Origin of the sequence: Mesorhizobium huakuii, assembly GCF_030160235.1 — a bacterium.
GTDB lineage: Bacteria > Pseudomonadota > Alphaproteobacteria > Rhizobiales > Rhizobiaceae > Mesorhizobium > Mesorhizobium huakuii.
On the sequence record NZ_BSNY01000055.1, the window covers coordinates 1 to 12597 of the forward strand.

9 protein-coding genes and 1 pseudogene are annotated in these 12597 nt (G+C 64.4%); 6 read left to right on the forward strand and 4 right to left on the reverse strand.

Annotation, left to right across the window (positions count from 1 at the left end):
• Nucleotides 1-269: pseudogene (locus tag QQK95_RS28585) on the forward strand (DUF459 domain-containing protein); the annotation flags it as partial.
• Nucleotides 270-340: 71 nt separating this feature from the next.
• On the opposite strand, the gene QQK95_RS28590 reads toward QQK95_RS28585, so the two are convergent.
• Nucleotides 341-1795, reverse strand: a complete 1455-nt coding sequence (locus QQK95_RS28590; RefSeq protein ID WP_284277794.1) for a glutamate synthase subunit beta — start codon at nt 1793-1795, stop codon at nt 341-343.
• Between the two features lie 143 nt (nt 1796-1938).
• Nucleotides 1939-6669, reverse strand: a complete 4731-nt coding sequence (gene gltB / locus QQK95_RS28595; protein WP_284277795.1) for a glutamate synthase large subunit — start codon at nt 6667-6669, stop codon at nt 1939-1941.
• A gap of 494 nt (nt 6670-7163) precedes the next feature.
• On the opposite strand from gltB, the gene QQK95_RS28600 reads away from it, so the two are divergent.
• On the forward strand, nt 7164-8216 hold the full coding sequence (locus QQK95_RS28600; protein WP_284277797.1) for a threonine aldolase family protein: 1053 nt from the start codon (nt 7164-7166) through the stop codon (nt 8214-8216).
• Nucleotides 8217-8297: 81 nt separating this feature from the next.
• On the opposite strand, the gene QQK95_RS28605 is transcribed toward QQK95_RS28600, so the two are convergent.
• On the reverse strand, nt 8298-8765 hold the full coding sequence (locus QQK95_RS28605; protein WP_010911365.1) for an Hsp20 family protein: 468 nt from the start codon (nt 8763-8765) through the stop codon (nt 8298-8300).
• Nucleotides 8766-9248: 483 nt separating this feature from the next.
• Between QQK95_RS28605 and QQK95_RS28610 the strand changes: the two genes are divergently transcribed.
• From QQK95_RS28610 to QQK95_RS28625, 4 genes are all read left to right on the forward strand, one after another.
• On the forward strand, nt 9249-10226 hold the full coding sequence (locus QQK95_RS28610; RefSeq protein WP_284277801.1) for an alpha/beta fold hydrolase: 978 nt from the start codon (nt 9249-9251) through the stop codon (nt 10224-10226).
• Between the two features lie 166 nt (nt 10227-10392).
• Nucleotides 10393-10548 carry a hypothetical protein gene (locus QQK95_RS28615; RefSeq protein WP_019861062.1) on the forward strand — a complete coding sequence of 52 codons (156 nt, stop codon included), beginning with the start codon at nt 10393-10395 and terminating at the stop codon, nt 10546-10548.
• Between the two features lie 3 nt (nt 10549-10551).
• A complete protein-coding gene (locus QQK95_RS28620; protein ID WP_019861063.1) occupies nt 10552-10797 on the forward strand; it encodes a DUF1127 domain-containing protein in 246 nt (81 codons plus the stop codon).
• Nucleotides 10798-10905: 108 nt separating this feature from the next.
• A complete protein-coding gene (locus tag QQK95_RS28625) occupies nt 10906-11736 on the forward strand; it encodes a helix-turn-helix transcriptional regulator (protein ID WP_027047375.1) in 831 nt (276 codons plus the stop codon).
• Nucleotides 11737-11766: 30 nt separating this feature from the next.
• Here QQK95_RS28625 and hisN read toward each other — a convergent pair whose 3' ends face one another.
• The gene (hisN, locus tag QQK95_RS28630) at nt 11767-12540 is read right to left on the reverse strand and encodes a histidinol-phosphatase (RefSeq protein WP_027047376.1); all 774 of its coding nucleotides are present in this window, start codon (nt 12538-12540) and stop codon (nt 11767-11769) included.
• Nucleotides 12541-12597: the final 57 nt, after the last annotated feature.

The following is a 12597-nucleotide window of genomic DNA, read 5'->3' on the forward strand; positions in this document are numbered from 1 at the left end:
AGGCACCGGCGCCGGCCGCCGCACCCATCGTCATCGACCGCACCGCACCCATGCTGCTCAGCGACCCGGCGCTCGACGGCGGCACCGAGCTGCTCGGCGCCGCCCCGCCGGCAAACGCCAATCCGGCTCTTCCCGGCGAAAAACTGGTGATCGAAGGCAAGGCGCCGGAGGCCTCGCCCGGACGCGCCGACGATTTCTCCTGGCCGCCGAAGGCGGAGCCGCCTGCGACAGCCGCGGCGACCGACACGACGACGGCGATCACCCCTTAATCACTGAACTCTTGAGACCGTTTCGAAACTCGCTCCTGAGATGGCCGCAGGAGTAGAGTCTCCAAACGGGCTCAGCGAGGAAGGACGCTCGACCCCATCAATGCCTCGTCGATCGAGCGCGCCGCCTGGCGGCCTTCGCGGATCGCCCAGACGACCAGCGACTGGCCGCGGCGCACATCGCCCGCCGCATAGAGCCGGTCGACACTGGTCTTGTAGTCGCGGTCATTGGCCTCGACATTCCGGGAGCGGCGGCTGTCGGTGACGATCTTCATCTCGCCCTCGAGTTCCTTCGCCACGCCAACCATCGCCGGTCCGGCAAAGCCGATGGCAATGAAAGCGAGATCGGCGCGGATGACGAATTCGGTGCCTGATATCGGCTTGCGCTTCTCGTCGACCTCGCAGCATTTGACGCCGGTCAGCTGGCCGTCCTCACCGATGAATTCGAGCGTCGCCACCTGGAATTCCCGCTCGGCGCCCTCGGCCTGCGAGGACGAGGTGCGCATCTTGGTCGCCCAGTAGGGCCACACCGCGAGCTTGTCTTCCTTTTCGGGCGGCTGCGGGCGGATGTCGAGCTGGGTGACGCGTACCGCGCCCTGGCGGAAGGCGGTGCCGACGCAGTCGGACGCGGTATCACCGCCGCCGACGACGACGACATGCTGACCGCCGGCGATGATCGGGTGCGAGGGCCATGCCACCGACTGGATCGGCTCGCCACCGACGCGGCGGTTCTGCTGCACCAGATAGGGCATGGCGTCGTGCACGCCACCGAGATCGTCGCCTGGAATGTTGGCCGCGCGCGGCGTCTCCGAGCCGCCGCAATAGAGCACGGCATCATGTTCGGCGAGCAGTTCGGCAACGGGCTTGTCGACACCGACATTGACGCCGCAATGGAAGGTCACGCCCTCGCCCTGCATCTGTTCGATGCGCCGGTCGATATAGTGCTTCTCGATCTTGAAGTCGGGAATGCCGTAGCGCATCAGCCCGCCCGGGCGGCTCTCGCGCTCATAGACATGGACGTCGTGGCCGGCGCGGCCGAGCTGCTGCGCGGCGGCCATGCCGGCTGGGCCGGAGCCGATGATGGCGACCCGCTTGCCGGTCTTCTTCTCCGGCGGATAGGGCCGGATATGGCCGGTCTCGTAGGCCTTGTCGGCGATCGCCTGTTCCACCGTCTTGATGGCGACCGGAATGTCCTCGAGGTTCAGCGTGCAGGCTTCCTCGCAGGGCGCGGGACAGATGCGGCCGGTGAACTCCGGGAAATTGTTGGTCGAATGCAGGTTGCGGATCGCGTTGTCCCAGTCCCTGTTGTAGACGAGGTCGTTCCAGTCCGGGATCTGGTTGTGGATCGGGCAGCCGGTAGGCCCGTGACAGAACGGAATGCCGCAATCCATGCAGCGCGCGGCCTGTTTCTCGACCTCCTTGTCCGACATCGGCAGCGTGAACTCGCGGAAATGCCGGATGCGGTCGGAGGCCGGCTGGTACTTGTGCACCTGCCGGTCGATTTCGAGAAAGCCTGTTACCTTGCCCATAGTCCAGTTCCTGCTGTCCAGATGGTGCGGTTTTCGCCGCACCCGTTAACCTCTTGAGGCAGCCATGGCAACCTTGCGCCCGAGGTCAAACTGTCGATGAAAGGGGCCGGGAAGCCTGGGCTCCCCGGCAATTCTCTTAAAATCTATTCGGCCGCGACGCCCATGCGCATGCGTTCCATCTCGATCAGCGCGCGGCGGTATTCGACCGGCATGATCTTGCGGAATTTCGGCCGGAACGTCGTCCAGTCGTCGAGGATCTCGCGGCCGCGCACCGAACCCGTATAGTGCACGTGGTTCGAGATCAGCTGGTAGAGCCGTTCCTCGTCATGGCTGGTCATATCGCCCGACACGTCGACGCGGCCCTTGTGGTCGAGATCGCCGCCATGGTGCAGCAACCTTTCCATCAGGTCGTCTTCCTCCGGCACCGGCTCCAGCTCGACCATGGCCATGTTGCAGCGCTCGGCGAAATCGCCGGCTTCGTCCAGCACATAGGCGACGCCACCCGACATGCCGGCGGCGAAGTTGCGGCCGGTCTTGCCGATGACGACGACGACACCGCCGGTCATGTATTCGCAGCCATGGTCGCCGACGCCTTCGACGACGGCGGCGACGCCCGAATTGCGCACCGCGAAACGCTCGCCGGCGACACCCGCGAAATAGGCCTCGCCCTCGGTCGCGCCATAGAGCACCGTGTTGCCGACGATGATGGAGTCGGCCGCCACGATCCTGGCCTCTTCCGGCGGCCGGATGACAATGCGCCCGCCCGACAGGCCCTTGCCGACATAGTCGTTGCCGGCGCCGACAAGCTCGAACGAGACACCGCGCGCCAGGAAGGCGCCGAAGGACTGCCCGGCGGTGCCGGTCAGCTTCACCTGGATCGTGTCCTCGCGCAGGCCCTTGTGCTTGAAGCGCTTGGCCACTTCACCCGATAGCATCGCACCGGTCGAACGGTCGACATTGCGGATGTCCACCTCGATCTTGACCGGTTGCTTGGCCTCAAGCGCGGGCTTGGCGAGCTCGATCAGCTTGCGGTCGAGCACGTCGTCGATCGGGTGCTTCTGCCGCTCGGTCCAGTGCACCGCTTCGTGCGGCGCATCGGGCTTGTAGAACATTTTCGAGAAGTCGAGGCCGCGCGCCTTCCAGTGCTGGATCACGTCACGCTTTTCCAACAGGTCGGCATCGCCGATGATCTGGTCGATATGGGTGTAGCCCATTTCGGCGAGCAGCGCCCTTACCTCTTCCGCCACGTAGAAGAAGAAGTTGATGACGTGCTCGGGCGTGCCCTTGAAGCGCTTGCGCAGCACCGGGTCCTGGGTGGCGACGCCAACCGGACAGGTGTTCAGGTGGCACTTGCGCATCATGATGCACCCGGCCGCGATCAGCGGCGCGGTCGAGAAGCCGAACTCGTCGGCGCCGAGCAGCGCGCCGATGATGACGTCGCGCCCGGTGCGCAAGCCGCCGTCGACCTGCAGCGCGACGCGCGAACGCAAGCCGTTCAGCACCAGCGTCTGGTGCGTCTCGGCAAGGCCCATTTCCCACGGGCTGCCGGCGTGCTTGAGCGAGGTCAGCGGCGAGGCACCGGTGCCGCCATCATAGCCCGAGATGGTGATGTGGTCGGCGCGCGCCTTGGCGACGCCCGCCGCGACCGTGCCGACACCGACTTCGGACACCAGCTTGACCGACACGTCGGCCGCCGGATTGACGTTCTTCAGATCGTAGATCAGCTGCGCCAGATCCTCGATCGAATAGATGTCGTGATGCGGCGGCGGCGAGATCAGGCCGACGCCGGGCGTCGAATGCCGGACCTTGGCGATGGTCGCGTCGACCTTGTGGCCGGGCAGCTGGCCGCCCTCGCCGGGCTTGGCGCCCTGCGCCACCTTGATCTGCATGACATCGGAATTGACCAGATATTCAGCCGTCACGCCGAACCGCCCCGAGGCGACTTGCTTGATCGCCGAGCGTTCGGGGTTCTTGCCGCCGCCGGGCAGCGGCAGATAGCGGTCGGCCTCTTCGCCGCCCTCGCCGGTGTTCGACTTGCCGCCGATCTGGTTCATGGCGCGCGCCAGCGTGGTGTGCGCTTCCCTGGAGATCGAGCCGAACGACATCGCCCCGGTAGAGAAGCGCTTGACGATTTCGGCCGCCGGCATGACGTCGTCGAGCGCGACCTTCTTGCGGCCGGTCTCCTCCGCCAGCCTGATCTTGAACAGGCCACGGATGGTCTGCGCGCGCGCCGTCTCGCTGTCGATCTGCGCGGAATATTCCTTGAACGTTTCCCACGAACCCTGGCGCACGGCGTGCTGCAAGGTGGCGACCGCGTCGGGCGACCACATATGCGCCTCGCCGCGCATGCGGAAGAGATATTCGCCGCCGACTTCGAGGCTGTTGCGCAGCACCGGGTCATTACCGAAACCGTCCGTGTGACGGCTGACGGTTTCGCCCGCGACCTCATCCAGCCCGACGCCTTCGATCAGCGTCGCCGTGCCGGTGAAATACTTCTCGACGAAGTCGGACTTGAGCCCGATGGCGTCGAAGATCTGCGCGCCGCAATAGGACTGATAGGTCGAGATGCCCATCTTGGACATCACCTTGAGGATGCCCTTGCCGATCGACTTGATGTAGCGCGACACGACTTCGTAGGCGTCGACCTCTTCCGGCAGCTCACCGCGCTTGTGCATGTCGGTGAGCGTGTCGAAGGCGAGATAAGGATTGATCGCCTCGGCGCCGTAGCCGGCAAGGCAGCAGAAATGATGCACTTCGCGCGGCTCGCCGGATTCGACGACGAGGCCGACGGAGGTACGCAGCCCCTTGCGGATCAAATGATGGTGGACTGCTGCTGTTGCGAGCAGCGCCGGGATGGCTATGCGATCCGGGCCGAGCTGGCGGTCGGACAGGATGATGATGTTGTAGCCGCCGGCGACTGCCGCCTCGGCGCGCTCGCACAGGCGGTCGATGGCGCCCTGCATGCCGGCGGCGCCCTCGTTCGAACCATAGGTGATGTCGATGGTCTTGGTGTCGAAACGGTCCTCGGTGTGGCCGATGGAACGGATCTTCTCCAGATCGCCATTGGTCAGGATCGGCTGGCGCACTTCGAGCCGCTTGCGCCGCGAATTGCCGACCAGGTCGAAGATGTTCGGCCGCGGCCCGATGAAGGACACCAGGCTCATCACCAGTTCCTCGCGGATCGGGTCGATCGGCGGGTTGGTGACCTGGGCGAAGTTCTGCTTGAAATAGGTGTAGAGCAGCTTCGACTTGTCCGACATCGCCGAGATCGGCGTGTCGGTGCCCATCGAACCAACGGCTTCCTGGCCGGTGGTCGCCATCGGCGACATCAACAGCTTGGTGTCTTCCTGGGTGTAGCCGAACGCCTGCTGGCGATCGAGCAGGCTCACATCCTTGCGCAGCGCGCGCGGTTCGACCGGCTTCAGATCCTCCAGGATGAGCTGCGTGTTGGCGAGCCAGGTCTTGTAGGGGTGCCTGGTGGCGATCTCCGACTTGATCTCCTCGTCGGGCACGATGCGGCCCTTGGCAAGGTCGATCAACAGCATGCGGCCAGGCTGCAGCCGCCACTTCTTGACGATCCTCTCTTCCGGCACCGGCAGCACGCCGGCCTCGGAAGCCATGATGACGCGGTCATCGTCGGTGACGATGTAACGTGCCGGGCGCAGGCCGTTGCGGTCGAGCGTGGCGCCGATCTGGCGACCATCGGTGAAGGCGACCGCCGCCGGCCCGTCCCACGGCTCCATCAGGGCGGCATGGTATTCGTAGAAAGCCTTGCGGTCGGCATCCATGAGCTTGTTGCCGGCCCAGGCTTCCGGGATCAGCATCATCATGGCGTGGCTGAGGCTGTAGCCGCCCTGGAACAGGAATTCGAGCGCATTGTCGAAGCACGCCGTGTCCGACTGGCCGTCATAGGAGATCGGCCAGAGCTTCGAGATGTTGTTGCCGAACAGTTCGGAATCGACCGAAGCCTGGCGCGCCGCCATCCAGTTGTTGTTGCCGCGCACCGTGTTGATCTCGCCATTGTGCGCGACCATGCGGTAGGGATGCGCCAGCTTCCATGACGGGAAGGTGTTGGTCGAGAAACGCTGGTGGACGAGGATCAGCGCGGTCTCGAAGCGCGGGTCCTTGAGATCCTTGTAATAAGCGCCGACCTGATAGGCCAGGAACATGCCCTTGTAGACGATGGTGCGCGCCGACAGCGACACGCAATAGGCGCCGATGTCCTTGTTGTCGTTCTCGGCATAGATGCGGCCCGAAATGACCTTGCGCAGCAGATAGAGCCGGGCCTCATATTCCTCGTCATCGGGAATATCGGCCGTGCGGCCGATGAAGACCTGGCGATGGAACGGCTCGGACGCGACGATGTCGGGCGCCTTCGACAGCGACGAATTGTCGACGGGCACGTCACGGAAGCCGATGAGCGGCAGCCCTTCGGACTGCGCCGATTCGGCGATGATGTCCTCGATATGGGCGCGCAGTGCTGCGTCCTGCGGCATGAACCAGTGGCCGACGCCGTACTGGCCCGCCGGCGGCAGTTCGATGCCCTGGGCCGCCATCTCCTCACGGAAGAACCGGTCGGGAAGCTGCACCAGCACGCCCGCGCCGTCGCCGACCAGCGGGTCGGCGCCGACGGCGCCGCGATGCGTCAGGTTTTCGAGCACGGCAAGGCCGTCCGTGACGATCTGATGCGACTTCACGCCCTTCATGTTGACGATGAAACCGACGCCGCAGGCATCATGTTCATTGCGCGGATCGTAGAGGCCCCGAGGGGCAAAACCGGTTCGGCCGATGTCGGTTCGAGACGTATTTTTGACGGCAGCCGCTTTCGTCTGCGCGGCCTGGCCGTTCGTCGCAGAGAGCGTCATGTCCGTCATTGTCCTGTCCTCCGTTCCAGCCCTTCAGGCGCTGGTTTGCCTCGGCAAGCGCTTGGCTCACCCTGATCCTTGCGGCACGTCTTGCGAAATCCTTGCCGAACCAGGCGGCTTTCCGCATGGTTCGCGTCTGGTATCGTACAGGCCAGAGTCTGGCCGTCCACCTGTCGCTCGCAGCAACAGCCGGAGAGGCCAATATGTTACGCCAATCCAGCCTGTTTTGTGCGACAAAATAAGACAGCACTACTGTCCTAAATTTTTATGGCAGAATTCCCCGACGCACACAAGACCGATTCACAAAAAACTTGAGCCTTCCGCGACATAAAATTACGTGATGTTGAGAGAAAACGTAAGCTTCAGTCGCCGATCCCTGCCCTGCCGGCTTGGCTGGCTTTAACGGTTTTCCGGCGTCTGGCTCTTGCGGTTGGCGCGCGGAACCGTTCAACTCCGGGCTGATTTTCCCCAAAACCCGATCTTCCCCAGACATAGGCAGATGCATGTTCTTCGCTTCCGACAATTGGGCAGGCGCCCATCCCAATATCGTTGCCGGCCTGTCGGCCGCGGCCGGCGGCTTTGCCACCGCCTATGGCGACAGCGCGCTCGACCAGGCGGTCTACCAGCGTTTCAATGAGATTTTCGAGCGCGAGGTCGCGGTGTTCTTCGTGGCGACCGGCACCGCAGCCAACGCGCTGTCGCTGACCACCTTCAACAAACCCGGCGGCATTTCCTTCGCGCACCGCGAATCGCATGTCATCGAAGACGAATGCGGTGCGCCGGAATATTTTTCCGGCGGCGCGCGCCTGCACGCCGTCGACGGCGCACTGGGCAAGATCGACCCGCACAATCTGGAGCGGACCATCGGCCGCTTCGCGCCCGAAATCGTCCACTGGGGGCGGCCGATGGCGGTTTCGATCACCCAGTCGACCGAGGTTGGCACCATCTACGGCCTGAACGAGATCGAGACGATTTCGGCCATCGCCAAACGGCATTCCGTGCCGCTGCACATGGATGGCGCCCGCTTTGCCAATGCGCTGGTCGCGCTCGACACGACGCCGGCCGAAATGACCTGGAGGCGCGGTGTCGACATCCTGTCCTTCGGCGGCACCAAGAATGGCTGCTGGTGCGCCGAGGCGATCGTGCTGTTCGACCTCGACCGCGCCAAGGAACTGGCCTTCCTGCGCAAGCGCGCCGCCCAGCTGTTTTCGAAGTCGCGCTTCGTCGCGGCACAGTTCGAAGCCTATTTCAAGGACGGCCAGTGGCTCGACACCGCGCGCCACGCCAACGCCATGGCCGCGCGCCTTGCCGCGGCGATCGAGGATTCGGCGCATGCGAAGCTGGCCTGGCTGCCGCAGGCCAACGAGGTGTTCGCCGTGATCAAGAAGGCCGAAGCCGAGAGACTGCAGGCGGCGGGCGCCGCCTTCTACGATTGGCACAAGCCGCACGGCTTTGACGGCCACATCGGCGAGGACGAACTGCTCTACCGCTTCGTCACCAGCTTCGCCACGACGGCCGATGAGGTCGACCGCTTTGGCCAGCTGATCACCGGATAATCGCCCCTCGAACAACAAAAAAGCGGCGCCTTTCGGCGCCGCTTTCGTCTCGGGAGGAGACGCTTCTATTCCTAAGCTATATTATGCAGCGGTCTTGGCCTCGATCTGCTTGGCCTTGGCCGGAGCCGAGGTGATCGCGATCTTGCGCGGCTTCAGTTCCTCGGGAATGTTGCGCTTGAGGTCGACGAAGAGCAGGCCGTTCTTCAGCGTGGCGCCGACGACTTCAACGTGGTCGGCAAGCTGGAAGCGGCGCTCGAAGGCCCTGGAGGCAATGCCGCGATAGAGCAGCTCGGAGCCTTCGCCGTTACCCTCGTCCTTGCGCTCGCCCTTCACGGTCAGCACGTTGCGATGGGCTTCGATCGAGATTTCCTCGTCCGAGAAGCCAGCAACCGCCATGGAGATCCGGTAGGAATCCTCACCGGTGCGCTCGATATTGTAGGGCGGATAGGTCTGCGCGCCATCGGGCTGCGCAAGCGAATCCAGCATGGTGAAGAGACGGTCGAAGCCGACGGTCGAACGGTAGAGCGGGGAAAAATCAACGTGACGCATGAGGTGTTCTCCTGTTGAGCAACATGGTTTGCGTATGGCCGGTGCGAAACCCGTAAGCGGCGTTTCGGGAGGACCAGCGGCCCCGACATTGGCGGCCGCATTCCACATTTGGGGAGCGCTCGAAGGCATTTCAAGATTTCGCCGGATGGCAAAAAACGAACCGCCTGCCCCCTTGATGAACGGCAGATGAACCGGCGCTTCGGCGCCCGTTCAGACAGCCGCCGCTAAAGTGACCTCAAGATCAAGGATTGGTGGCGCCGGATTTTGCAGAAGCGCCGCAACGAGGCCGAACCGGGTGTTAACGTCCCTTCCTCCCGGATCGACAGGGGCCGGAAGCACGCCCTCGAGCGGCTTCCGGCCTTCCCCGCTACAATCCCGGCACGACCGGGATTTGCTTTGCTTTTAGCGCATTGGCGTCTATCACCTTGACGAGGCCAGCCGCGACAGGCTGGCACCCGAGGACGCCGAGCACAAAAGCGCCGCATGACGGACCTTCTCCAAGACACGCCGCTTTTCCACGAAACCGAAGGCAATCCGCGGCCGGAAAACGCCGCCGGTGGCTTTTTCATCACGCGCGACCGCAAGAAGATCCGCTACGGCCTGTTCGCGGCGGTGGCGCGCCCGATGCGGGGCACCGTGGTGCTGCTGTCCGGCCGCAACGAGTGCATCGAGAAATATTTCGAAACCATCCGCGACCTTGCCGCCCGCGGCTTTGGCGTCGCCACGCTCGATTGGCGCGGCCAAGGCGATTCCGACCGGCTGATCCGCGATCGCCAGCGCGGCTATGTCAGGTCCTTCCGCGACTACACGGCCGATCTGGAGCAGTTCTTCGAGGGGATCGTGCTGCCCGATTGCCGCGGGCCGTATTACATCCTCGCCCATTCAGCCGGCGCCGTGATCGCGCTTCTTGCCGCGCCGTCCATGGTCAATCGCGTGCGGCGCATGGTGCTGATCGCGCCGTTCCTGACCCTGCCCGACCTGCCGGTCTCGATCCGGACGGTCCGCCGTATCTGTTCGGTCCTCTGCATTCTGGGCCTTGGCCGGCTCTATGCCGCCTGGGGTCCGCGGCCCAGACACACGCTGCCTTTCGAGGCCAATAAGGTAACGTCGGATCCGCGCCGCTATCGTCGCAACACGCGCATCTACGAAGAGTATCCGCGAATGGCGCTTGGCGGTCCGACGATCCGCTGGCTGCAGGCAGCGGCAAAGGCGTCGGAAGCGGTGAGCGACCCCGACTTCATGGCGCGGATACAGGTGCCTCTGCTGATCATCGCCGCTGGCGCCGACCAGGTCGTCTCGACCAGGGCGGTCGAGGCCTACGCCAGAAGCCTGAGGCTCGGCTCGCTGCTGATGATCGACGGCTCCAAGCACGAGATCCTGCAGGAGGTCGACCTCTACCGCGAACAATTCCTTGCCGCCTTCGACGCCTTCATTCCTGGCTCGGACGATCCGACGGCCTGACCGGCACCGCGGTTCCTTCGAAGGCTGGCATAGCTGACATACCGTTGTCAGGATAATTGGCCAGCCGCCCCTCGCGGCGGGCAAACCGCTAAAGATTATGACAGCCCGCCCCCACCCCGAAATGCTCATCTCAATGCGTCGAATTGAAAGCCATGGAGATGAGATCATGACCGAGAAAACCTGCGCCGCCTGCGATTGCCAGCTGGATGCCAACCCGATCCGCGTCAAGGTCGGCGGCAAGACCGTCGAGGTCTGCTGCGAGGAATGCGCGACGGCGCTGAACGAGGCCGGCGCCTCGGCGGCCGGCGTGAGCGAGGAATGAGCCATGCGCACCGATCACGCAGCGGCACAACGCCTGGCTGGCCAGGCCCAGGTGCCGCCAGTCCACACCGTAACCACCCTGCACGCCTTGCACGCCCAATGCATCGCGGCGGCGAGATGGCTCGCCCGCCAGATGGAGAAGCGCCGAAGCCGGCTTGCCTTGCTGGAAATGACCGACGAACAGCTCAAGGACATCGGTCTGTCACGCGGCCAAGCCTATTCGGAGTTCAGGCGCCGCTCATGGGATTGAGCAGCCCCAGCGAGAAAGTCTCCTGACAAGATTGGGCAGGCCGCTTGCCTAAAGTGCCCATCGCAATGCCGGAATCAGTTTCCGGCACGAGGGATGAGCGCAACGGCCATGTCGCAATTCAAGGTTCAGCTCCTTCTGGACACCGGCACTGTCAGGGTGCGGGATGTCGTCTGCAGCGGCGAATGCCGTCACAGGAGCGATGAGGAGTGCACGTCGGCGACGCATCTGGTGTTTGCCTATCGCGGCATCTTTGTGCGTCATGTCGGCCGCAATGATGCGGTCGCGGAAGCCAATCAGTTGCTTTTCTTCAATGAGGCCGAGACCTACCAGGTCAGCCATCCAATTGAGGGCGGCGACGCCTGCCTCGACCTCGTCATCGAGGAAGGCCACTTGCGGGAACTGGCGCCGCAGGAGCAGTTGCGCGCCAGCGGCGTCCTGGCGTTTCGCCGCCAGCGCCGGCGCATCGATCCGCGCGCGCAGGCCTTGGTGGCGCTGTTGCGCCACAGCCTGAGCCGCAATGTCGCCGAAACGCTGGAGGCCGAGACGCTGGCGCTAACGCTGGTGCGGCGCTCGCTCGGCGAGCGCACTTCGCACGTCGCGGGCGCCAGCCCCGGACGGCAGAAGCTGGTCGACCGCGCCAAGCTGGTGCTGGCGTCGGATCTGTCGCGGCGCTGGACGCTGGCCGAGATTGCCGCCGAGGTCGGAGTCTCACCGGTCTATCTGACGCAAATATTCCAGCAGGTCGAGGCCATCCCGCTCTATCGCTATCATCTGCGCCTGCGGCTGGCGCGCGCGCTCGACCTGCTTGGCCGCTACGACAATCTGACCGCTTTGGGCATGGACCTCGGCTTTTCCAGCCACAGCCATTTCAGCGCGTCGTTCAGACAGGCCTATGGACGCACACCGGCGGAATTCCAGCGCTCGATCAGATCGCGCTGAAGCAACGGCTTCAAAGAAAGCGCGGAGATATCAGCCGCGAAGGGCAGCCATGGCCGCCGCGTGAAGCTCCGGCGTCGCCGCCGCTAGCACATCGCCGCCCTTTTCCGCCGGTCCGCCATCGAAGGTGGTGACGACGCCGCCCGCCTTCTCGATGATCGGGATCAGCGCCACGATGTCGTAGGGTTTCAGGCCGGGATCGGCGACGATGTCGACGCTCCCCGAGGCGATCATGGCGAAGGCATAGCAATCGGCGCCGTAGCGGGCCAGCTGCACCTGTTTCTCGAACGCGTCATAGCGCGTGCGCGCCTCGCCCTTGAACAGTGCCGGCGTGGTGGTGAACAGCGTCGCCTCGTCGAGCCTTGTCGTCTTGCGGGTCGAAAGCTTGCGCGGACCGCCCGGCCCCTCATAGTGCGAGCCCGAGGCGTTGGCGTAGAACAGCTCGCCGGTGAAAGGCTGCGCCATCATGCCGGCGACCGCGTCGCCGTCGACGGTCAGCCCGACCAGCGTCCCCCACACCGGCAGGCCGGAGATGAAGGCGCGCGTGCCGTCGATCGGATCGATCACCCAGACATGCCGGCTGGAGGTGTTTTCGCTGCCATGCTCCTCGCCGAGAATGCCATGGTCGGGATACTGCGCCGATATCAGCGCCCGGATGGCGCGTTCGGTCTCGCGGTCGGCTTCCGTGACCGGGTCAAAACTGCCTTTTTCCTTGTTGGCGACGGCACCCTGGGCGCGAAAGCGCGGCAAGGTCTCGACCGCTGCCGCCTGCGCGATGCGGCGCATGAAATCGATGCTGATGTCCAACTGATTCTCCCGCATTGCCGAGTGCCTCACCGGGCTCTGCCGACACTTTCCCGCCAA